Genomic DNA, 23,284 nt, shown 5'->3' with positions numbered 1-23,284 from the left:
AGACTATATTTAACTAAAAACTACAAAGGAGAGGAAAGAGTTGGATTTTAAAGAATTTATTCAAAAAAGTTACATACGCCCATGGGATATTGCTATTATTTTGCTTTTAACCATCAGTTCTTTCTTGCCCCTTGTTGTTTTTGGCATACAAAACACGGCGCAAGACGATGCTGTGAAGCAAGCAGTATTAAAAGTAAATGGTGAAGTCATCAAAGTCTTTGATTTAAAAGAAGATGGCCCAACTTATACATATAAATATGAAGCGGCTGATGGTGATTATAACTTAATTGAAGTCAGCGGAGACAAAATCCGTATGGTTGAAACAAACTGCGGAGATCAAATTTGCGTACAACGAGGATGGATATCTAAAGCAGGAGAAACACCAATTGCTTGTTTACCACATAATTTATTCATCACAGTTGAAGCTGCTGACGGGAGTGAGGATGGCAGTTTGATTTACTAAACATTGCCAATATATTATGAGTAAATTACAAAAAAACATCTACATTTCAATGTTAGTTGCCCAAGGTGTGATCATTGGTTTGATTGAAAATATGATTCCTTATCCTTTTGCTTTCGCTCCAGGTGCCAAATTAGGACTGGCTAACTTGATTACGATCATTGCCATTTTTACAATGCGAAAAAGAGATAGCTTCTTTTTAGTGTGCATGCGTTTGATTTTAACGACCTTACTCGGTGGAACGATTTCTACCTTCTTTTACAGTGCTAGCGGTGCTTTACTTAGTTATCTTGGTATGCTCATCATTATGCAGTTAGGACCAAAGCGTGTCAGCATTATCGGCATCAGTGCAGCTGGCGGATTTTTACACAATGTTGGACAGTTATTGACTACTTGTTTCTTCGCTCAATCGTGGGCTCCGATGCTTTACCTACCTTTTCTTTCATTTATCGGTCTATTATCCGGTATCGCAATAGGGATTGCAGCAAACTACTTGCTACGTCACGTTCAAACTTTACGACAATTTCAGTTAAATTATGAATCAACAACTAAACATAAATGGAGTCAATATTTCCAGTAATAGTATCGTCTGATCGAGTATAATCAAAGGAGTCATTTTATGAACATTCATCCAATGTGGAAAAAATATCCTGAACTAGCAAAAGATTTAAATAGTACATTAAAGCTGATGGAAAATAGTGTTACTTTAAAAAATAAAGAAGTCGAAAACGCAGTCCTGTCAATGATCCATTCTGGCGGTAAATTATTGAGACCAGCCTACCAACTGTTATTTTCACAATTCGGTGAAAAAAGAGACACTAAAAAAGCTGTTGCTTTAGCTGCAGCTATTGAATTACTGCATACTGCAACCTTGATACATGATGATATCGTAGATGATGCAGATATTAGACGCAGCTTGCCTACGATTCGTTCTCAGTTCGGTAATAGTACCGCCGTTTATGCTGGTGATTATTTATTTGTCAGCTGTTTCAAACTACTAGCTGACTATTCATCTTCTTTAAAAAGTATTCAATTAAATTCTAGAAGTATGGAAAAAATATTGAGCGGTGAGTTAGGGCAGATGGACAACCGTTATAATCTTAATACGACAATCGATCAATATCTTGAAAATATCTCTGGTAAAACAGCTGAGCTTTTTTCACTAAGTTGCTTTGTCGGCGCTTATGAAAGTGGAACTTCTGAACGCTTTGCTAAAAATTGTGGAAAAATTGGGGAAAACATCGGCCTTGCTTTTCAAATCATCGATGATGTTTTAGATTATACACAAAGTCCTGAACAAATTGGGAAACCTGTACTTGAAGATGTCCGCCAAGGAATTTATTCATTGCCATTATTATACGCTCTAGAAGAAGGACGTGAAACCTTACTTCCTTATCTAGAAAAAAGAGAAGCATTGACTGAGACTGAAACAAATAAAATCTATGAACTCGTCCATTCATTTGACGGTGTTGCTAAAGCACAAAAACTTGCGGAAAAATATACTCAAAAAGCATTAAAGGGTATCAACAAGTTACCCGAAACATCTAATGATGCTAAAAATGAACTTTTAGCAATCACACAAGCAATTCTTGCACGAACAAGTTAAAAATAGGTTAGGCCATAATTATTTATCGGCCTGACCTATTTTTGTTTCCACCATCTGATCGTAGTATCTACACTAGATAACGTAGAATAATCAATTACTTTCTTTTTACCGCTCTTGAAAATAACTTTTACCTGATAATACGTCCCACCTTTCCAATACCTCTTTGTGCCTAACCGCTTGCAGGATGATAATTCATCCTTTTTTATAACAACATCTGGTAAAAAAACCATAAATTGCTCACTATAACGCGCTTGAAAATGCCACCTGGCCTCTTTTTCTGAGCATTCTCTTTTCAGTAATCCGTGCAATTCTTCCTGTTCTTCCTTTGAACTCTCACCAAGATACTTATTGATTTGATAATATGTTTTTAAAAGTGGTAATCCTATTGCTACTCCCAAAATTATAGCTGGCATTGAAAAAATAAAAATAAGAAATAGTAAGATATCTTCTTTTTTAGCATGAGGTATTTTTAACCCATTAACAGCAGATATAACAACTAAACTGACTGCCATTAAAAATACCAGTGCTGTACTAAGGAAAATAGTTTTTTTAACTATTTTTTTAACATAGCTATGTATAAAGTTCATACCGAAACATTACTCCTAATATAATTAATCTGTATAAATAAATCGCACTGAATTATCGAGATTTAAAGGATGAGAGAAACTAAAAATCAGTTTCTTCTCATCCCATTTTTTTACCTCATCGTCACAAATTCTTCCGAACCTGTCGGGTGAATCGCAACCGTATTATCAAAATCTTTTTTCGTAGCGCCCATTTTAATCGCAACTGCAAATCCTTGCAGCATTTCATCTACGCCTAGACCTATTCCGTGCAATCCAACGATTTTTTCCTCTTCACCAACACAAACTAACTTCATATCACATTTTTGGCGATATTCGCCTAATGCAAAATACATTGGAGTGAAAGTTGATTGATAAATCTTGATATTTTCATCACCATACTTTTCTTTTGCTTGTTTTTCGGTTAAACCAACTGTAGCAACAGGAGGATGCGTAAAGACTACGGTAGGAATTGTTTCATAATCCAAGTACTCATTTTCCTTACCATTGAATAGTCGTTCAGATAACCTTCTTCCAGCTGCAATAGCAACAGGAGTCAAATCGATTTTACCAATCACATCGCCAACAGCATATATACCAGACTGTGTTGTCTTTTGGAATTTATCCACTTTTACATAGCCTTTATCTGTCAACTCAACCTGTGTATTTTCTAGTCCTAAACGATCCGTATTTGGTTGACGTCCAGTTCCGAAAACAATACTGTCCGCCGTAATTTTAGTGCCGTTCTCAAAAGTGATCATCAATTCCCCAGAGTCAAACTTTTCAATTGAATGCGGAGTTGAATGAGGGTAAATATGCATACCGTCCTCCATATAATGCTCTACTACTTTTTCAGAAAGCATTTCATCAAATTCTCTTAACGGACGCTCTTTTCTAAATGCCCAATGCGTTTCAGCACCTAATCCGTGGATCGTTCCAGCAAGTTCAGCTGCTATGTAACCAGCACCAACAAACACTACTCGTTTTGGTAGCTCCTCTAAAGCAAAAAAGCCATTAGAATCTATCGCATACTCTTCACCTGGAATCCCCAATTTTTTAGGACGCCCACCAGTAGCAATCAAAATATGAGGTGCTGTATAAGTTTCACCACCTGCTTCGATTGTATGATCATCAATAAATGTTGCATATTCAGATAAAACTTCTACCTTGTTACTATCTAATCCACGATGATAAGCTGTATGCAAATTATCAATATAGGCTTCACGATTTTGAACGAGTTTTTTAAAGCTGAATTCTTTTACATCTACGTCAAATCCATATCCTTGTGTATCTCGCCTCATCATTTCCATCATTGAACTTGCTTGCCACATCACTTTTTTTGGTACACAGCCAACATTGACACATGTTCCGCCAATATCTCCAGCTTCGATTAACAAAACCTTAGCACCATGCATCCCTGCACGATTAGCAGAACCAATTCCACCACTGCCGCCACCAATCACGATATAATCATATTGCTTTGACATTATCCACTTTTCCTTTCTGCAATGAAAGGGATAGGCTGTTATAGCCGATCCCTCAATCCTATTATTTATTTTTTCTTACGAATCATATCACCAACTGCAACTGGCTGTACAACCGGCATCGTTAAAATCATCATTGGATTCGGTGCACGATCGATTGACTCATCTTCTTCATTATACATAACTTCTACTGTTTGATGGAAGTGATTGAACCCAGGACCGTAAAATTCGATTTCATCGCCTACACTGAAATGATTTCTCTGACGAATCGTCGCAACTTTTGTTTCGGGATCATATGCCATGACTTCTCCAATAAATTTATATTGAGGAATCTTGCGGCGTTCGCCGAATAATTGTTCTTCATCTGTCGGTACATGATAATAAAATCCGGTTGAAAGCTCTCTTTGCGCCACTTTCCAAAGTTCATCGATCCATTCTTGTTGGCATTCATAATTTTCAGGATCTTCCATATACGTATCGACAGCTTTTTTATATACATTCGCCACAGTTGAAACGTAGTGAATTGATTTCATCCGTCCTTCGATTTTAAAACTATCGACACCGTTTTGAATCAGTTCAGGAATGTGTTGGATCATCGCCATGTCAACAGCACTCATTGAAAATTCTTCTTCGACTTCACCTTTATTAGTCAAATTTGTCCGTTCACCACCAAAGGGCATATCATAAAGTTCATATTTCCAGCGACAAGATTGAGAACATCCGCCACGATTTGCATCCCGCATCGACATATGGTTAGACAGCGTACATCTACCCGAATAAGAAATACACATTGCTCCGTGGATAAATGCTTCAATCTCTACATCTGTATTTTTTCGGATTTCTGCCACTTCATCCATCGATACTTCGCGTGCTAACACAACACGTTCTAGCCCCTCATTTTTCCAGAATTCTAATGTTTCATAATTCGTAGCTGATGCTTGCGTTGACAAATGAATCGGTAATCCTGGTGCTTCCGCTGCGCAAATTTCAATCAAAGCTGGATCAGACACGATTACTGCAGAAATACCAACATCTCGTATTTCTCTAAAAAAGTCCCCTGCTCCTTCTTGATTCCCTTCATGCGTGACCATATTTGCCGCCACATAAACTTTTGCACCGTGTTCATTAGCAAAAGCTACGCCTTCGATCATATCTTCCTTTGTGAAATTACCTGCACGGCTGCGTAAACCATAAGCGTTTCCGCCAATGTATACTGCATCCGCTCCGTAGTGAATCGCTGTTTTTAGTTTTTCTAGCGTCCCTGCTGGTGCTAAGACCTCAGGACGCTTCAATGTTCGTTCGTTTGTCATGTATTTTTTCTCCTTATTTTATCTCGTCTGGATCTAAATCAAAGAATCCGATATCTAAGCCACGGTTTTCTGGATGAAGTTCTTCTATTTTCTCAATTGCTTTCTGTGCTTGTTCCTCCGACCAAAGACCTGCTTCAATTTTTTCTTTTGCCTCGACAAATAACGTAGCAATTTCCACGAAAGATTCTCCTGGTGCGTAGATTCCATCAAGTTTCCACTTTGTGTAATTATGTTCATGAAGCTTGTCAAGTTCACCAATTAAATTTACATCATTGTCCGCAAAAATGTGTGTGCCATGGCTATCTTCATAAATTGAATAATGTGTTTCTTCTTTTTTAGGTTCCGATATAAACAAACCACGTTCTTTGCCTGCTGATTCAGCATTTTTAGTGAAATTGTAATAATTTTGCAGCAATGGACGTTTAGATTGATGGATACATGTGGCACCATACACAAGAACTTCCGCAGGAACCATCAAGTTTTCATTCATCGCTTTCATCTCTTCAAAAGGTACTTCACGTGCCAATACTGCACCGATTGCTCCGCGTTTTGCCCAAAAGTTTATTTGACGAGAGCTGGTAACTAAGGTCTCACCATCGTATATATATGGGATATCGATTTTGTCACGCTGCATTACAAAGACAATTCCAGGATCACCGACTGTTACTTGGTCTACCTTGATTTCTTGCAAAAATGCTAAATATTCTGGAACCTTCTTCATTTTTTCTGGATGCATGATCCCATTTAACGCAACAGTCACTTTTTTACCGAAATCGTGTGCTTTTTTAGTAACGATCTGCTGTTCTTCACGAGAAAATGACGTCGGTAAGCGCAATCCGAACATTTCTTCTCCAATGTATAGCGTATCTACTCCTACTGATAACAGCGCCTCTGCCTGTTCAATCGACTCAGCAGTTGCAATAAGTTCAATCATTTTGTATCCTCCCCTAAAAACTGCGTAAGCTATTCCCTATTTGTTACTAGGACTAGCCAATAAAGCTAGATAGTTTTAAAGCTGTATGAGCTCGTTCAGTCCTTAAAAAACTAAATTTAAAACAATATTTTTTATTTCCTACAGCTTTCTAACAACTGTTTCATAGTAGCACAAGTTCACAATCTTTCCAATAACCTCTCTATATTTTAACGCTTATTTTTCACAAAATAAATACCGTTCATTTACTTTCATTAAAGAAAAAAACTGTGCAAAACAGATTCGTTTTGCACAGCGAATGAACATTTAGTCATTAAATTGTTTGTAATACTTGTTCAGGTTTAGGTGATTTAACATTCAACGTTATTTTACCTTTACTTGCACCAATGGTTACTTTATCTCCAAGATGGATTTGACCCGACAGTAATGCTTCACTTAAACGATCTTCTACCTCTTTTTGTAATGCTCTACGGATCGGCCTTGCACCATATTCTGGATCAAAGCCAACTTTTCCAATCACTTCAATAGCAGCTGCGGTGATCTTCACATTAACGTCTTGCTCTTTCAAACGCTTAATGATCGATTTACTCATGATTTTCACGATTTCATGGATTTCTTCTTGGTCCAATGAACGGAAGACAACTGTTTCATCCACTCGGTTCAAGAATTCTGGACGGAAGGCTTTTTTCAATTCTTCCATGATCCGTTTTTGCATCGCATCATAGTCTTTTGTCAGGTCTTTTACATTAAAACCAACATTTTTTTCTTCACGAATCGCAGTTGCACCAATATTTGACGTCATGATTAAAATTGTATTTCTGAAATCAACTTTGCGGCCTTTAGAATCAGTTAAATGACCATCATCCAGTACTTGTAATAGAATATTGAATACATCTGGATGGGCTTTTTCTACTTCATCCAATAAAATGACAGAATAAGGTTTTTGACGAATCTTTTCAGTTAATTGACCGCCTTCTTCATATCCAACATACCCTGGAGGAGAACCAATTAAGCGACTCGTGCTATATTTTTCCATGAATTCAGACATATCCACTCGAACAAGGGAATCTTCACTACCGAACATTGTCTCAGCTAAAGCTTTTGCAAGCTCAGTTTTACCTACTCCCGTAGGGCCTAAGAACATAAATGAACCAATTGGTCTATCAGGATCTTTCAACCCACTGCGCGCTCTGCGAATGGCACGCGACACAGCTTGAACGGCTTCATCTTGACCAACTACTCGATGATGTAGAATACTTTCTAATTCAAGCAAACGTTCACTTTCCTTTTTCTCTAATTGCTGTAGCGGTACACCTGTCCATTGTGACACAACATTTGCAACGTCTTCTTCAGTTACACGATTCGCATAACCAGAAGCTTCTTTTTCTTCCAGCAGTAGAATATTTTCTAATTTACGCGCCAATTTCTTTTCTTTTTGACGTAGTCTTGCTGCACTTTCAAAAGACTGTGATTGAATCGCTTCTTCTTTTTCTTGAACTAAACGAGCGATTTCTATACGCAAATTATTGATTTCAGAAGGTTCATCCGCTAAATCTAGACGAACTTTAGCTGAAGACTCATCCATCAGATCAATTGCTTTATCTGGCAGCTGACGAGAATTGATGTAACGTACAGATAATTGAACAGCTGCATGTAATGCATCATCCGTAATTTCTACACCATGATGCTCTTCATAACGTGAACGCAGCCCTTTTAAAATTTCTTCTGCTTCTTCAGGAGTTGGCTCATCAACTTGTACACGAGCAAAACGACGTTCCAATGCTGAATCTTTTTCGATATATTTTTGGTATTCATCCAATGTTGTTGCACCGATCGTTTGCAATTCTCCTCTTGCAAGTGCTGGTTTTAAAATATTTGATGCGTCGATCGCACCTTCAGCACCACCTGCACCAATTAAAGTATGCAATTCATCGATAAACAAAATAACTTCGCCATCTTGATAAATTTCATCGATGACTTTTTTTAGTCGATCTTCAAATTCACCGCGATACTTGGTCCCCGCAACTAAAGCACCCATATCTAACATCATCAAGCGTTTTTCCAGCATATCTTCAGGAACTTCACCGTTCACTATTTTTTGCGCCAATCCTTCAGCGATTGCAGTCTTACCGACCCCAGGTTCACCAACTAAAACAGGATTATTCTTAGTACGACGACTTAAAATTTGAATCAATCGTCTAACTTCTTGCGAACGTCCAACTACAGGATCTAGATTGTTTTCACGTGCCAACTTCGTCAAATCACGCGCTAATGAATCCAATGTTGGTGTTCCTTTAGGCGCTGCTTTTTGGGCTTGATTATTCCGACGACGCCCCACATTACCACTCATTTGTGGATCAGTAATGCCTATTTTTTTCATCACTAACTGACGCATTTTAGACAAGCTTAAACCTAAATTTAATAAAATACGTGAAGCTAATATATCTTCATCTCTTAACAATCCTAGTAGAATATGTTCTGTTCCGATATTTGGTGCTCCTAAACGCTTGGCTTCATCACCTGCATAAGCAAAAATTTGTTTTGCACGAGGAGAATAAGGCAAATATGCACCTTTGGGGTATCCCTTAACAGTTCCGTAGCCAGTTAGGTGTTCTATTTCTTCACGAATATCATTCTTATCTGCGTTTAATTGACGCAATGACTTCCCGGCAATTCCATTTGGCTCTAAGACTAATGCTAACAATAAATGTTCTGAGCCAACAGATTGATGCCTAAAATATTTTGCTTCTTCTTGTGCAATAGCTAATACTGCCTTGGCACTTTCAGTAAATAATTCATCCATACTATCATTCCTCCTCGTAACTCAAACGTTCTAAAAATGAATGCATCAATTGAGCACGTAAATAATCTTCATTTGATCCTGTTTTACCTAAAACCTGTTTACCAAGAACAGACAGTATCAGATTTCCTTCTCTTTTAGTTATAACTTCTTCTTCATACAACTTTTGTACGAAAATCAACGCATCTTTTTCTGAAAGTTCACTACCCGTAAATTGAGCCATTTGCTTTAATAATTGGTCACTATCAGAAATTTGGACTTTAGCAATCCTAATGTAACCACCACCGCCACGTTTACTTTCCACAGAATATCCTCGTTGAATTGTAAAACGCGTGTTGATAACATAATTAATCTGGGAGGGAACACAATTGAATAAGTGAGCCATTTCAGCTCTACGAATCTCAATTTTACTGCTTTCTTCAAGAATCTTTTTTAAATATGCTTCTATTAAATCCGAAGTATTTTGATTACTCATCACACTCATCCTTTTCCCTTGACTAATACTGACCTTAATTATACATAATTTTAAGTGTTTAATAAAGGAGAATGCCTAATTTGATAAGAAAAGATTATTTACAGCTTTTAGTAAATTTAAAGTATAAGGCTAGGAAGTAAGTTAAACGCTTCTGTCCCAACCCCATACTTTTCTAGAACTTTCCCAGAGATACAATGATTATCGTAAAGCTATTCCATTGATAACCTCAAAAATCAATTTTTTCTATTTTATCCGCTAAGTTCTTTTCAATCAATTCTTTAAAATATTATAAAACAACAAAACACCACTCAAAAGAATGAGTGGTGTTCATACGAAATTAAAATAATCGGGAAGACAGGATTCGAACCTGCGACCCCTTGGTCCCAAACCAAGTGCTCTACCAAGCTGAGCTACTTCCCGTAGCTATAATAATAAAAAAAGACTAAACGTTCAAAAGGACCTAAATTCTCTGAACCTTTTAATCCGCAGTCAAATACTTTAACTATGCACCCAAAGGGAGTCGAACCCCTAACCTCTTGATTCGTAGTCAAGCACTCTATCCAGTTGAGCTATGGGTGCTACATTTCTAATGCCGAGGACCGGAATCGAACCGGTACGGTGATCACTCACCGCAGGATTTTAAGTCCTGTGCGTCTGCCAGTTCCGCCACCCCGGCGAAAGAACAAGCTAAGCGGAAAACGGGGTTCGAACCCGCGACCCCCACCTTGGCAAGGTGGTGCTCTACCACTGAGCTATTTCCGCAGTCTGGATGCCGGCTAAAGGATTTGAACCCTCGACCCTCTGATTACAAATCAGATGCTCTACCAACTGAGCTAAGCCGGCGTGATGTTCGCCTAGTTATAAAACGAGACTAAAAATGCGGGTGAAGGGACTTGAACCCCCACGCCGTAAGGCGCTAGATCCTAAATCTAGTGCGTCTGCCAATTCCGCCACACCCGCAAAATATTCCTATGAGCCGTGCAGGGCTCGAACCTGCGACCCTCTGATTAAAAGTCAGATGCTCTACCAACTGAGCTAACGGCTCAAAAAATGGAGGTTGACGGGATCGAACCGCCGACCCCCTGCTTGTAAGGCAGGTGCTCTCCCAGCTGAGCTAAACCTCCAAGACAACACTTTAGCGTGGCGACGTCCTACTCTCACAAAGGGAAACCCTTCACTACAATCGGCGCTAAGAAGCTTAACTTCTGTGTTCGGCATGGGAACAGGTGTATCCTTCTCGCTATCGCCACCACACTGGGTGTTGTTGCTATTCAATTGAGTGATTATTCACTCAAAACTGGATTGAAGTTGTAATCAAACAGTCCGATATACTTTTTTATTTCGTTTCTTTGGTTAAGTCCTCGACCGATTAGTATTGGTCCGCTCCGTACATCACTGCACTTCCACTTCCAACCTATCTACCTGATCATCTCTCAGGGGTCTTACTTTCTTAAAGAAATGGGAAATCTCATCTTGAGGTGGGCTTCACACTTAGATGCTTTCAGCGTTTATCCCTTCCCTACATAGCTACCCAGCAATGCCCTTGGCAGAACAACTGGTACACCAGCGGTAAGTCCATCCCGGTCCTCTCGTACTAAGGACAGCTCCTCTCAAATTTCCAACGCCCGCGACGGATAGGGACCGAACTGTCTCACGACGTTCTGAACCCAGCTCGCGTGCCGCTTTAATGGGCGAACAGCCCAACCCTTGGGACCGACTACAGCCCCAGGATGCGACGAGCCGACATCGAGGTGCCAAACCTCCCCGTCGATGTGGACTCTTGGGGGAGATAAGCCTGTTATCCCCAGGGTAGCTTTTATCCGTTGAGCGATGGCCCTTCCATGCGGAACCACCGGATCACTAAGCCCGACTTTCGTCCCTGCTCGACTTGTAAGTCTCGCAGTCAAGCTCCCTTCTGCCTTTACACTCTGCGAATGATTTCCAACCATTCTGAGGGAACCTTTGGGCGCCTCCGTTACTCTTTAGGAGGCGACCGCCCCAGTCAAACTGCCCACCTGACACTGTCTCCCACCACGATAAGTGGTGCGGGTTAGAGGGTTCATAACACAAGGGTAGTATCCCACCAGCGCCTCCACCGAAACTAGCGTTCCGGATTCATCGGCTCCTACCTATCCTGTACATGTGGTACAAACACTCAATATCAAGCTACAGTAAAGCTCCATGGGGTCTTTCCGTCCTGTCGCGGGTAACCTGCATCTTCACAGGTACTAAAATTTCACCGAGTCTCTCGTTGAGACAGTGCCCAAATCGTTACGCCTTTCGTGCGGGTCGGAACTTACCCGACAAGGAATTTCGCTACCTTAGGACCGTTATAGTTACGGCCGCCGTTTACTGGGGCTTCAATTCTGAGCTTCGCCGAAGCTAACCCATCCTCTTAACCTTCCAGCACCGGGCAGGCGTCAGCCCCTATACTTCATCTTTCGATTTTGCAGAGACCTGTGTTTTTGATAAACAGTCGCTTGGGCCTATTCACTGCGGCTGACCGAAGTCAGCACCCCTTCTCCCGAAGTTACGGGGTCATTTTGCCGAGTTCCTTAACGAGAGTTCGCTCGCTCACCTTAGGATACTCTCCTCGACTACCTGTGTCGGTTTACGGTACGGGCAGTTGTTTTCTCACTAGAAGCTTTTCTTGACAGTGTGACATCAGGAACTTCGGTACTATTATTTCCCTCCCCATCACAGCTTGTCCGTACAGAGTAAAGCATTTGACTCTACTCAAGACTTACTGCTTGGACATGCACTTCCAGTCGCATGCATTCCTTAGCCTCCTGCGTCCCTCCATTGCTCAAACAAAAACAACTGGTACAGGAATATCAACCTGTTGTCCATCGCCTACGCCTATCGGCCTCGGCTTAGGTCCCGACTAACCCTGGGCGGACGAGCCTTCCCCAGGAAACCTTAGTCATACGGTGGACGGGATTCTCACCCGTCTTTCGCTACTCATACCGGCATTCTCACTTCTAAGCGCTCCAGCCGTCCTCACGATCGACCTTCAACGCCCTTAGAACGCTCTCCTACCATCACACCAGAGGTGTGATCCACAGCTTCGGTAATATGTTTAGCCCCGGTACATTTTCGGCGCAGGGTCACTCGACTAGTGAGCTATTACGCACTCTTTAAATGGTGGCTGCTTCTGAGCCAACATCCTAGTTGTCTGTGCAACCCCACATCCTTTTCCACTTAACATATATTTTGGGACCTTAGCTGGTGGTCTGGGCTGTTTCCCTTTCGACTACGGATCTTATCACTCGCAGTCTGACTGCCGAATATGAATGAATGGCATTCGGAGTTTATCTGAATTCGGTAACCCGAGATGGGCCCCTAGTCCAAACAGTGCTCTACCTCCATCATTCTTAACTTCGACGCTAGCCCTAAAGCTATTTCGGAGAGAACCAGCTATCTCCAAGTTCGTTTGGAATTTCTCCGCTACCCACAGCTCATCCCCGCACTTTTCAACGTACGTGGGTTCGGTCCTCCAGTGCGTTTTACCACACCTTCAACCTGGCCATGGGTAGATCACATGGTTTCGGGTCTACGACTACATACTCATTCGCCCTATTCAGACTCGCTTTCGCTGCGGCTCCGGCTCTTCACCTTAACCTCGCATGCAATCGTAACTCGCCGGTTCATTCTACAAAAGGCACGCCATCACCCATTAACGGGCTTTGACTTGTTGTAGGCACACGGTTTCAGGATCTATTTCACTCCCCTTCCGGGGTGCTTTTCACCTTTCCCTCACGGTACTGGTTCACTATCGGTCATTAGGGAGTATTTAGCCTTGCGGGATGGTCCCCGCGGATTCCGACGGAATTTCTCGTGTTCCGCCGTACTCAGGATCCTCCTAGGTGTTGCCAACATTTCGTCTACGGGGCTATTACCCACTTTGGCGAACCTTTCCAAGTTCTTCGACTATCTTGACAGACTACCACATCGGAGTCCTACAACCCCAACAAGCAAGCTTGTTGGTTTGGGCTTTTCCCGTTTCGCTCGCCGCTACTCAGGGAATCGAATTTTCTTTCTCTTCCTGCAGGTACTTAGATGTTTCAGTTCTCTGCGTCTACCTCTATCCAGCTATGTATTCACTGAATAGTAACATCCTATAAAAGATGCTGGGTTTCCCCATTCGGAAATCTCTGGATCATAGCTCACTTACAGCTCCCCAAAGCATATCGGTGTTAGTCCCGTCCTTCATCGGCTCCTAATGCCAAGGCATCCACCGTGCGCCCTTATTCACTTAACCTTACGATCTTACGATCGGTTTTGTTTGGTTCGTTTCTCTAGCGATAGAGGCGTGACCAATAAAATAAGCTTCGAACTATTTTAATTAAAAAACTCATTCAACGCGGTGTTCTCGGTTTGTTTTGATTACTTTTATACTTCAATATCCAGTTTTCAATGAACAATTCGTTTGAGAGAATCATATAAAAAGAAAGAAAATCCAATGATTAACTTCTTTATATAAGAGTAAACCTCTCAAAACTGAACAAAGTGTCGACGAATGTGTAAGTTTCCGTAATATTCCTTAGAAAGGAGGTGATCCAGCCGCACCTTCCGATACGGCTACCTTGTTACGACTTCACCCCAATCATCTATCCCACCTTAGGCGGCTGGCTCCACAAGGGTTACCTCACCGACTTCGGGTGTTACAAACTTTCGTGGTGTGACGGGCGGTGTGTACAAGGCCCGGGAACGTATTCACCGCGGCGTGCTGATCCGCGATTACTAGCGATTCCGGCTTCATGTAGGCGAGTTGCAGCCTACAATCCGAACTGAGAGAAGCTTTAAGAGATTTGCATGACCTCGCGGCCTAGCGACTCGTTGTACTTCCCATTGTAGCACGTGTGTAGCCCAGGTCATAAGGGGCATGATGATTTGACGTCATCCCCACCTTCCTCCGGTTTGTCACCGGCAGTCTCGCTAGAGTGCCCAACTGAATGATGGCAACTAACAATAAGGGTTGCGCTCGTTGCGGGACTTAACCCAACATCTCACGACACGAGCTGACGACAACCATGCACCACCTGTCACTTTGTCCCCGAAGGGAAAGCTCTATCTCTAGAGTGGTCAAAGGATGTCAAGACCTGGTAAGGTTCTTCGCGTTGCTTCGAATTAAACCACATGCTCCACCGCTTGTGCGGGCCCCCGTCAATTCCTTTGAGTTTCAACCTTGCGGTCGTACTCCCCAGGCGGAGTGCTTAATGCGTTAGCTGCAGCACTGAAGGGCGGAAACCCTCCAACACTTAGCACTCATCGTTTACGGCGTGGACTACCAGGGTATCTAATCCTGTTTGCTCCCCACGCTTTCGAGCCTCAGCGTCAGTTACAGACCAGAGAGTCGCCTTCGCCACTGGTGTTCCTCCATATATCTACGCATTTCACCGCTACACATGGAATTCCACTCTCCTCTTCTGCACTCAAGTCTCCCAGTTTCCAATGACCCTCCCCGGTTGAGCCGGGGGCTTTCACATCAGACTTAAGAAACCGCCTGCGCTCGCTTTACGCCCAATAAATCCGGACAACGCTTGCCACCTACGTATTACCGCGGCTGCTGGCACGTAGTTAGCCGTGGCTTTCTGGTTAGATACCGTCAAGGTAAGAGCAGTTACTCTCCTACTTGTTCTTCTCTAACAACAGAGTTTTACGATCCGAAAACCTTCTTCACTCACGCGGCGTTGCTCGGTCAGACTTTCGTCCATTGCCGAAGATTCCCTACTGCTGCCTCCCGTAGGAGTCTGGGCCGTGTCTCAGTCCCAGTGTGGCCGATCACCCTCTCAGGTCGGCTATGCATCATGGCCTTGGTGAGCCGTTACCTCACCAACTAGCTAATGCACCGCGGGTCCATCCATCAGTGACACCCGAAAGCGTCTTTCAAGTCAGCACCATGCGGTGTCGACTATTATGCGGTATTAGCACCTGTTTCCAAGTGTTATCCCCCTCTGATGGGTAGGTTACCCACGTGTTACTCACCCGTCCGCCACTCTTCTTTTCAACTGAGTGCAAGCACTCGGTAGAAAAGAAGCGTTCGACTTGCATGTATTAGGCACGCCGCCAGCGTTCGTCCTGAGCCAGGATCAAACTCTCATAATAAAAGTTGAACACAATCCGAAGATTGTTAAGCTCATTTGGTTGCTAGCATATTGCTTCGCTTTGTTAAAAATTGTTGTTTGTTTTTACCGTTGTAAAAACAACCTACACATTTGGTTCGTCTTACTTTGTTCAGTTTTCAAAGGTCTACTGTGTTACCTCGCAGCAACTTTTATATCATATCAAATCTTCGATTCGATGTCAACACTTTTTTTAAAAAGTTTCAAAGTTTTTCTCTGCTTGATGTTATCGAATGTTTCGCGACAACTTCATTAGTTTATCAGGTCGTTTGTTATTTGTCAACAACTTTCTTCCTGATTTTTCAAGCTTCTTTCGAACTTGATTTGTTATTTCATGTTCGTTTCAATTGCCAGTAATTCTTGAGGCAACTTCACTAGTTTATCAGGCTAGTCATTGTTTGTCAACAACTATTTTACTGATTTCCAAAGTTTATTTCAAACTTGGACTGTTATCTTATCCATATCGTTCAGCGTGTTACATCAGTGCCTTGCGACAAGATATAATATACCAAGTTTCTGGGCTTAGGTCAACTAAAAATTGCACTTTTTTTAAAGTTTTTTTCTTTGCCGATTATTTTATTACTTTTGTTCTTTATTGTTCGTTTTTAACAGAGAAAAAAGTAATTTTAGACTTATTTTTTAATTTTTAGTAACATATTCTAAATTTCCCGTAATTTCTCTTTGTTTTTGTCAATTTCTCATTTTTTTTGTTAGAATGTAGAAGAAGAATTCTACTATATATATGGAGGAAAAGAATGATATGAAAATTTTAGTTGCTGATGATGATAAAGAGATCGTGGAACTACTGAGTATTTATATTCACAATGAAGGCTATGAAGTGGTGAAAGCTTATGACGGAAAAGAGGCTTTGTCGAAGATCCGGACAATATCAGATATTGATTTGCTTATTTTGGATATCATGATGCCAATCATGGATGGTATGCAAGTAGTGAAAGAGTTAAGAAAGGAATCTCAAATTCCAATTATTATGCTAACTGCTAAAACAACTGATATGGATAAGATCAAAGGACTTGTTGCTGGCGCAGATGATTATGTGACTAAACCCTTCAATCCATTAGAAATCATGGCTCGTGTTAAGTCCATTTTGAGACGCAGCCAAATGCAGCTTAAAGCAGACGAACCAGATGTACTTGAAATTGGCTCACTGATCATCAATAAGGATTCACATGAAGTGAAGACAGTTGATGGGAAGGAAATTCAATTGACCGCCTTAGAATTCGGCATTTTGTATCTATTAGCTAGTCATCCTAACCGTGTTTTTAGTGCCGATGAGATTTTTGAGCGTGTATGGCAACAAGAAAGTATTGTTTCTGCAAAAACAGTCATGGTTCATGTCAGTCACTTGAGAGATAAGATAGAAGAAGCAACTGGTGGAGAAAAAGTCATTCAAACAGTTTGGGGAGTTGGATATAAGATCGATGCTCGTTAGACAAAAGAAAATTGAAAAGAAGAAACGAATCACTCTAACATCAAAGGAAATTAGCGAATTACTTGCTGAAGGAATTGTCACGATTATCCTGTTACTTCTATTAAATGTCTCAATTACAGTTATTCTAAGTGCCAGCGAAACCTTAAAGGGAATTATCTGGGCAACTAAGGGTGCTTTTGCTCAAGAGTTAAATACAGATTTATTTTGGAGTTTAAGTAAATTTGTTATCCCAATATTTTTTATAGTGGATGTTGCTGTCTTATACTGGCGTTTGATTCGTCGTTATCGACAAATGCAATTACGGCATATCATCAGTGAGCTTCATTATATCGCTGATGGTAATTACGATCACCGTATTCCTTTCGAATTGAGCGGTGATTTGGCAAAAGTCGTCACTAGTATCAACGGATTAGTTGATAGTACTGTAGCTGCCATCGAAGACGAACGTAAAATAGAAAAATCAAAGGATGAATTGATTACAAATGTCAGCCATGATATTAGAACTCCTTTGACTTCTATTATAGGATACTTAGGCTTGATTGAAGATCGACAATTCCATAATGAAGAAGATTTACTAAAATACACGCATACTGCTTATGTAAAAGCCAAACAAATGAAGCTACTCGTAGACGACCTTTTTGAGTACACTAAAGTCCGCCAGCCGTCAGTTCCTATAAATACGATCAGTTTCGACATGGCGCAATTGATTGAACAATTGGCTGCTGATTTTGAGTTGGAAGCAGATAAAAACAATATGACGATTCACGTCAATGCGACACCTTCATCAATTAAAATGGATGGAGATACTGAGAAGTTGGTTCGTGTCTTCAATAATCTATTATCAAATGCACTGAAATATGGTAAAGGCGGTAAAAATATCGTCATTGATGTAGAGAAAGTTGGGACTGAAGCTGTCATTGCTGTTAGAAATGATGGTCCGCCAATTCCTAAGAAATCGTTAGATCAATTATTCGATCGGTTTTATCGTGTGGAGGAATCACGTTCCCAAGAAACAGGTGGAACAGGCCTTGGTTTGGCAATTGCACAAAGCATTGTAGCCTTGCATGGCGGGTATATCTATGCAACTTCTGATAATCACTGGACGTCTTTCATTATTCATTTGCCTTTAAAGAGAAATTGATTTACTAAGGTTGACATCCAAACGAAAGTTTTGTATCCTAATGACAAGCAAAGAGAAAAAGTATTTATAGTGTTGAATCAAAGAGAGTTTGCGGTGGTGAGAGCAAATATTCTGCTATGAAGAAGTCCGTCTCTATTACATGCGTTTGATGAAATAAGTCAAACCGGCTGCAGCCGTTATCTGCATTACAAGGGCAGCGTTATAGCTGAACTTGGGTGGTACCGCGAAATTCAAGTCATTTCGTCCCAAGAATTTTTTTCTAGGGATGGAGTGGCTTTTTATTTTTCTACACTATTATCTAGCAACATGGACTAATGTTGAGCTCTGAACCGATCTCTTCCATTCCTAAGAGCTAAAGCTTCACGAATTGAAGGCCATCGGAAAAAAGCGAGCAAGTCCATTATGCTTTTAAATTTAAGGAGGAGTATTTATGTTAGATGTAAAAATGATTCGTCAAAATTTTGATGATGTAAAAGCAAAATTGAAAACCCGTGGTGTAAAAGAAGAAATATTAGTAGAATTCTTACGCTTAGATGAAAGTCGTCGGAATTTATTAGTAAAATCAGAAGAACTGAAAAAATACAGAAATGATGTTTCAGCAGAAATTGCCCAGTTAAAACGAAATAAGGAGGATGCTACAGCTAAAATTGCTGAAATGAAAGAAGTTGGCGGTAATATTAAAGCAATGGACACTGAAATCGAAGAGATCGATGTCAAACTACATGAAATTTCTACAACTTTACCAAACCTCCCTCATCATTCAGTACCTGTGGGGAAAGATGAAGACGATAATGTTGAAGTACGTCGTTGGAGCGAGCCTAAAAATTTTGCTTTTGAACCAAAGCCACATTGGGACGTAGCTGAAAAACTAGATATTCTTGATTTCGAACGTGGAGCAAAAGTTTCAGGAAGTCGTTTTGTCTACTATAAAGGATTAGGTGCTAGACTAGAACGAGCATTATACAATTTTATGCTGGATATGCACGTTTATGACCATGGATACACTGAAATGATGACACCTTATATCGTAAACAGTAATTCTATGTTCGGTACTGGTCAATTTCCTAAATTCAAAGAAGACGTTTTTCAGTTAGAAGGAACAGATATGACCTTGATCCCAACTGCAGAGGTTCCTTTGACAAACTATTATAATAACGAAATTTTAGATGGCAAAGATTTACCTATCTATTTTACCGCACTGAGTCCATCTTTTCGTTCTGAAGCTGGAAGTGCAGGTCGTGATACACGCGGCTTGATTCGTCTACATCAATTTAATAAAGTAGAAATGGTGAAATTCAGTGATGCAGAACATTCTTATGAGGAATTAGAAAAAATGACGGCAAATGCAGAAGATATTTTACAAAAATTGAACCTTCCTTATCGTGTCATGTCACTAGCTACAGGCGATATGGGCTTCTCAGCTGCGAAAACATATGACTTAGAAGTCTGGATTCCAGCCCAAAATGCCTATCGCGAAATCAGCTCTTGTTCAAACTGTGAAGATTTTCAAGCTCGTCGTGCGATGATCCGCTATCGTGATGAGAATGATAAAGTGCAATATGCGCACACATTAAATGGATCAGGTCTAGCTGTGGGAAGGACTGTCGCTGCCATATTAGAAAATTATCAAAATGAAGATGGAACCGTAACGATTCCAGAAGTTTTAGTTCCTTATATGGGTAATTTGAAAATAATTAAATAAATAAATAAAATATCTAATTTAATTCTCTTGCTGTTGAAAGTCCAAAACAAGCATGATACAGTTAATTACTGTAAACAATCAAATTTTATAAAATTAGAGGGATCAAACGTTATGGACAGAGATAATTACCCAAGAAGAACTCGAAACAGCCGACGCAAACGGAATAAACACAGTTTTTCAAAAAAAATGGCTTTTGTGTCCGTTTGTATGCTTTCATTTATTTTGATCTGCGGAGGCATTTATGCTGCCTATGCTATACAGCGTAAACCTGAAGATGCCAGCACACGTGAAGATAAGCAACAATTTGAACAAAAAGAAGCCTCGTTGCTAGAAAAAATTCGGAAATCTAAAAATCAAGATAGTTTTAAGACAATAGAGCAAGAAAAAAAAGCTGGCAATGTTCAAACACTTTTTTATGAGCCAGCCGCAACTAACTCTATTCCTCAACTACCAGCAATCAAAACCGAATTAACTACTTTGATGGAAACTGCTCAAAAGAGCAACCAAAAAGAGACAGCAGTCAAACTCGTCGGTTATGTGAAACTAAAAAAAATCACTGAACAAGTGGTCAGCTACCAACCTGTTGTTGAGGCTTACACTTGGAATCAAGAAAAAGCAGATTGGTCTGAGAAAACTGAAACGGGTAAATATACAGCTTGCGTCAATCAAAAAACAAAACAACCACTAAATTTGCTAGATATTTTCATGAATGAATCCAATATTTTAGCAGTTCAGCAAGTCATTCAGCAAAAATTACTTTCTGAAAGTCCTGATGGTAATGCCATTATCGATGGTGTTCTCAACATGCCTAATATTTCGTTAGACGGTACTGCTTTTACCTATTATTCCGACAAAATCAGCTTAGACCTACCAGAAAATCCAACTGGTAAAACAGAAATCACGTTGCCTTATAAAGAAATTGCTGGTTACGTAAATCCAGAATTTGTAGATCCAACGTCGATCAAAGATGCATTACCCAAACCTCTAGATCCAAAAAAGAAATACATTTCACTAACGTTTGATGATGGACCTAATCCTGAAACCACTCCACGACTTCTAGATATTCTAAAAGAAAAAGGAGTCAAAGCAACATTCTTTATGCTAGGTCAAAATGTTGTAAAATATGAATCACTTGTAAAAAAAGTAGCAGAAGACGGGCATGAAGTTGCAAGTCATTCTTATTCCCACCCACAATTAACTAGCGTCGATGCTCAAAGAGTAAAAGAGGAAGTTCAAAATACAGACAAGGTAATCTATCATGCTACTGGCAAGCTACCAACTGATTTTAGACCGCCTTATGGTGCTGTAAATAAAGATGTTGCAGCCATCATTGGTAAACCTATTATTCAGTGGTCTGTCGATTCGCAAGATTGGCAAAGTAATAATGCACAATCCATCATTAAACGTATCGATGATACCGCCTATAATGACACGATTGTCTTGATGCATGACATTCATCCCGAAACTGTTAATGCTGTAGCAACTGTGATCGATCACTTACGTGAAGAAGGGTATGAAATTTTACCGTCTACAGAATTACTAGGAAAAAAAGCTAAACCACTTCATATGTATTATGGTTCTGAAGATGAACGCCTTGTTCAATAAATAAAAAATTCCGATGTCACAAGCGACGTCGGAATTTTTTTTATCTTGATTTATTGTTCTACAGAGTAGTTAGGTGCTTCTTTCGTAATTTGCACATCATGCGGATGAGATTCTTTCAATCCATTACCACTCATTTGGATAAACTGTGCTTCATCACGTAATTGTTTTAAGTTCGCTGCACCGACATAGCCCATACCTGATTTTAAGCCACCAATCAATTGGAAAACAATGTCTGAGACGCTCCCTTTATAAGCAACACGGCCCTCGATACCTTCTGGAACTAATTTATTGGCTTCATTGACACCGCCTTGGAAATAACGATCACTTGAACCTTTTTCCATGGCACCTAGTGAACCCATTCCACGATATGTTTTAAAACGTCGGCCTTGATAAATTTCAAATTCACCTGGTGATTCATCGGTTCCTGCGAGCATACTGCCTAACATAACTGCATGTCCACCGGCAGCCAAAGCTTTTACGATATCGCCTGAATATTTGATCCCTCCATCAGCGATAATGGCCTTACCATATTTACGAGCAACAGAAGCTGCATCATAGATAGCTGTTAATTGAGGAACACCTACACCTGCAACAACACGCGTTGTACAAATAGAACCAGGTCCGATCCCAACTTTAACGACATCTACGCCTACATCATAAAGTGCTTTAGCCCCTTCAGCTGTTGCGATATTTCCAGCAATCAATGTCGCATCTGGAAATGTATCACGAATTTCTTTAATCTTACGAATCACACCTGCACTATGACCATGAGCTGTATCGATAATGATCGCATCTACTCCTGCATCTAATAGAGCTTCCGCACGTTCAAAAGTATCACTTGTGACACCAACGGCTGCTGCAACTAACAAACGTCCATGCTCATCTTTCGCTGCATTGGGAAATTCGATTACTTTTTCAATATCTTTGATCGTAATCAAGCCACTTAAACGATTATTTTCATCAACAATTGGTAATTTTTCGATTTTATGTTTCTGTAAAATCTTTTCAGCATCTTTTAAAGAAGTACCAACTGGAGCTGTAACTAAGTTATCTTTTGTCATCACTTCGTCGATTTTCATTTGGTAATCTGTTACAAAACGCATATCACGGTTCGTAATGATCCCAACTAATTTACGGTTATCCATCGTTTCCACGATCGGTACTCCGCTGATACGGTATTTACTCATTAAATTTTCAGCATCTGCTACTAAATTCGTTGGCGTTAAGAAAAATGGATCAATGATAACACCACTTTCAGAACGTTTTACTTTACGAACTTCATCTGCTTGTTTCGCGATACTCATATTTTTATGAACAACACCTAAACCACCCTGACGAGCCATTGAAATGGCCATTTTACTATCCGTTACTGTATCCATACTTGCACTGATTAGAGGAATATTCAACTTAATATTTTTTGCTAGTTGGATACTCATATCCACTTCGTTGGGCAACACGTGACTTTCTGCTGGAATCAATAAAACATCATCAAATGTAAGACCTTTTTTCGCGAATTTCGTTTCCCAGTTAGACATTTTTCAGACCACTCCTCTATTTAATTTTATATAAGAAAATAACAGATAATAAAAGGTAAGTCAACCGCATTTTCCTGTTTATCAAGATTTTCTTTTC

Annotated in this window: 14 protein-coding genes, 8 tRNA genes, 3 rRNA genes and 1 other annotated feature; of the genes, 7 read left to right on the top strand and 18 right to left on the bottom strand. The window is 40.3% G+C overall.

What is annotated here, in order from left to right; genetic code table 11:
* The first annotated feature begins 40 nt into the window (after nucleotides 1-40).
* From IGI43_RS11010 to IGI43_RS11000, 3 genes are read left to right on the top strand one after another with little or no spacing between them, the layout of a single operon-like run.
* The gene (locus tag IGI43_RS11010; RefSeq protein ID WP_438757838.1) at nucleotides 41-463 is read left to right on the top strand and encodes a NusG domain II-containing protein; all 423 of its coding nucleotides are present in this window, start codon (nucleotides 41-43) and stop codon (nucleotides 461-463) included.
* A gap of 16 nt (nucleotides 464-479) precedes the next feature.
* A complete protein-coding gene (locus tag IGI43_RS11005; RefSeq protein WP_034683622.1) occupies nucleotides 480-1,040 on the top strand; it encodes a Gx transporter family protein in 561 nt (186 codons plus the stop codon).
* Nucleotides 1,041-1,079: 39 nt separating this feature from the next.
* Nucleotides 1,080-2,066 (top strand): polyprenyl synthetase family protein, encoded by a 987-nt coding sequence (locus IGI43_RS11000; RefSeq protein WP_438757837.1) that lies wholly within the window; start codon nucleotides 1,080-1,082, stop codon nucleotides 2,064-2,066.
* Between the two features lie 35 nt (nucleotides 2,067-2,101).
* On the opposite strand, the gene IGI43_RS10995 is transcribed toward IGI43_RS11000, so the two are convergent.
* The 17 genes from IGI43_RS10995 to IGI43_RS10915 all read right to left on the bottom strand — a co-directional run bounded on the left by IGI43_RS10995 (nucleotide 2,102) and on the right by IGI43_RS10915 (nucleotide 15,737).
* On the bottom strand, nucleotides 2,102-2,653 hold the full coding sequence (locus tag IGI43_RS10995; protein ID WP_438757836.1) for a hypothetical protein: 552 nt from the start codon (nucleotides 2,651-2,653) through the stop codon (nucleotides 2,102-2,104).
* Nucleotides 2,654-2,763: 110 nt separating this feature from the next.
* A complete protein-coding gene (gene gor / locus IGI43_RS10990) occupies nucleotides 2,764-4,116 on the bottom strand; it encodes a glutathione-disulfide reductase (protein ID WP_438757835.1) in 1,353 nt (450 codons plus the stop codon).
* 65 nt (nucleotides 4,117-4,181) lie between these two features.
* The gene (locus tag IGI43_RS10985; RefSeq protein WP_438757834.1) at nucleotides 4,182-5,423 is read right to left on the bottom strand and encodes a peptidase U32 family protein; all 1,242 of its coding nucleotides are present in this window, start codon (nucleotides 5,421-5,423) and stop codon (nucleotides 4,182-4,184) included.
* A 13-nt stretch (nucleotides 5,424-5,436) separates the two neighbouring features.
* On the bottom strand, nucleotides 5,437-6,357 hold the full coding sequence (locus tag IGI43_RS10980) for a peptidase U32 family protein (protein ID WP_438757833.1): 921 nt from the start codon (nucleotides 6,355-6,357) through the stop codon (nucleotides 5,437-5,439).
* Nucleotides 6,358-6,667: 310 nt separating this feature from the next.
* A complete protein-coding gene (locus IGI43_RS10975; protein WP_438757832.1) occupies nucleotides 6,668-9,157 on the bottom strand; it encodes an ATP-dependent Clp protease ATP-binding subunit in 2,490 nt (829 codons plus the stop codon).
* Nucleotides 9,158-9,161: 4 nt separating this feature from the next.
* Nucleotides 9,162-9,629, bottom strand: coding sequence for a CtsR family transcriptional regulator (locus tag IGI43_RS10970; RefSeq protein ID WP_438757831.1), 468 nt, complete (start codon nucleotides 9,627-9,629; stop codon nucleotides 9,162-9,164).
* Between the two features lie 346 nt (nucleotides 9,630-9,975).
* A tRNA-Pro gene (locus IGI43_RS10965) sits at nucleotides 9,976-10,049 on the bottom strand.
* An 85-nt stretch (nucleotides 10,050-10,134) separates the two neighbouring features.
* A tRNA-Arg gene (locus tag IGI43_RS10960) sits at nucleotides 10,135-10,208 on the bottom strand.
* An 11-nt stretch (nucleotides 10,209-10,219) separates the two neighbouring features.
* Nucleotides 10,220-10,305 (bottom strand) — tRNA-Leu (locus IGI43_RS10955).
* 14 nt (nucleotides 10,306-10,319) lie between these two features.
* Nucleotides 10,320-10,391, bottom strand: a tRNA-Gly gene (locus tag IGI43_RS10950).
* 8 nt (nucleotides 10,392-10,399) lie between these two features.
* Nucleotides 10,400-10,472, bottom strand: a tRNA-Thr gene (locus IGI43_RS10945).
* Nucleotides 10,473-10,507: 35 nt separating this feature from the next.
* Nucleotides 10,508-10,589 (bottom strand) — tRNA-Leu (locus tag IGI43_RS10940).
* A 12-nt stretch (nucleotides 10,590-10,601) separates the two neighbouring features.
* Nucleotides 10,602-10,674, bottom strand: a tRNA-Lys gene (locus tag IGI43_RS10935).
* A 6-nt stretch (nucleotides 10,675-10,680) separates the two neighbouring features.
* A tRNA-Val gene (locus IGI43_RS10930) sits at nucleotides 10,681-10,753 on the bottom strand.
* 14 nt (nucleotides 10,754-10,767) lie between these two features.
* Nucleotides 10,768-10,883 (bottom strand): 5S ribosomal RNA (rrf, locus tag IGI43_RS10925).
* A 95-nt stretch (nucleotides 10,884-10,978) separates the two neighbouring features.
* Nucleotides 10,979-13,890 (bottom strand): 23S ribosomal RNA (locus tag IGI43_RS10920).
* Nucleotides 13,891-14,176: 286 nt separating this feature from the next.
* A 16S ribosomal RNA gene (locus IGI43_RS10915) occupies nucleotides 14,177-15,737 on the bottom strand.
* The 16S, 23S and 5S rRNA genes sit together here with 8 tRNA genes alongside, the layout of an rRNA operon.
* Nucleotides 15,738-16,514: 777 nt before the next feature.
* Here IGI43_RS10915 and IGI43_RS10910 point away from each other — a divergent pair.
* The 4 genes from IGI43_RS10910 to IGI43_RS10895 all read left to right on the top strand — a co-directional run bounded on the left by IGI43_RS10910 (nucleotide 16,515) and on the right by IGI43_RS10895 (nucleotide 21,652).
* Nucleotides 16,515-17,204: a response regulator gene (locus tag IGI43_RS10910; RefSeq protein ID WP_438757830.1), complete on the top strand. Its 690-nt coding sequence runs from the start codon at nucleotides 16,515-16,517 to the stop codon at nucleotides 17,202-17,204.
* A complete protein-coding gene (locus IGI43_RS10905) occupies nucleotides 17,194-18,345 on the top strand; it encodes a sensor histidine kinase (RefSeq protein ID WP_438757829.1) in 1,152 nt (383 codons plus the stop codon). The genes IGI43_RS10910 and IGI43_RS10905 overlap by 11 nt, the downstream gene beginning before the upstream one ends.
* A gap of 38 nt (nucleotides 18,346-18,383) precedes the next feature.
* Nucleotides 18,384-18,596, top strand: a binding site (T-box leader).
* 179 nt (nucleotides 18,597-18,775) lie between these two features.
* Nucleotides 18,776-20,047 (top strand): serine--tRNA ligase, encoded by a 1,272-nt coding sequence (gene serS, locus IGI43_RS10900; RefSeq protein WP_438757828.1) that lies wholly within the window; start codon nucleotides 18,776-18,778, stop codon nucleotides 20,045-20,047.
* Between the two features lie 111 nt (nucleotides 20,048-20,158).
* Nucleotides 20,159-21,652 (top strand): polysaccharide deacetylase family protein, encoded by a 1,494-nt coding sequence (locus IGI43_RS10895; protein WP_438757827.1) that lies wholly within the window; start codon nucleotides 20,159-20,161, stop codon nucleotides 21,650-21,652.
* Nucleotides 21,653-21,702: 50 nt separating this feature from the next.
* On the opposite strand, the gene guaB is transcribed toward IGI43_RS10895, so the two are convergent.
* A complete protein-coding gene (guaB, locus tag IGI43_RS10890; protein WP_438757826.1) occupies nucleotides 21,703-23,187 on the bottom strand; it encodes an IMP dehydrogenase in 1,485 nt (494 codons plus the stop codon).
* Between the last annotated feature and the right edge of the window lie 97 nt (nucleotides 23,188-23,284).

The organism is Enterococcus sp. AZ126 (assembly GCF_051714545.1).
Taxonomy (GTDB): Bacteria; Bacillota; Bacilli; order Lactobacillales; family Enterococcaceae; genus Enterococcus_L.
This window is presented reverse-complemented; position numbering and strand designations above follow the sequence as displayed.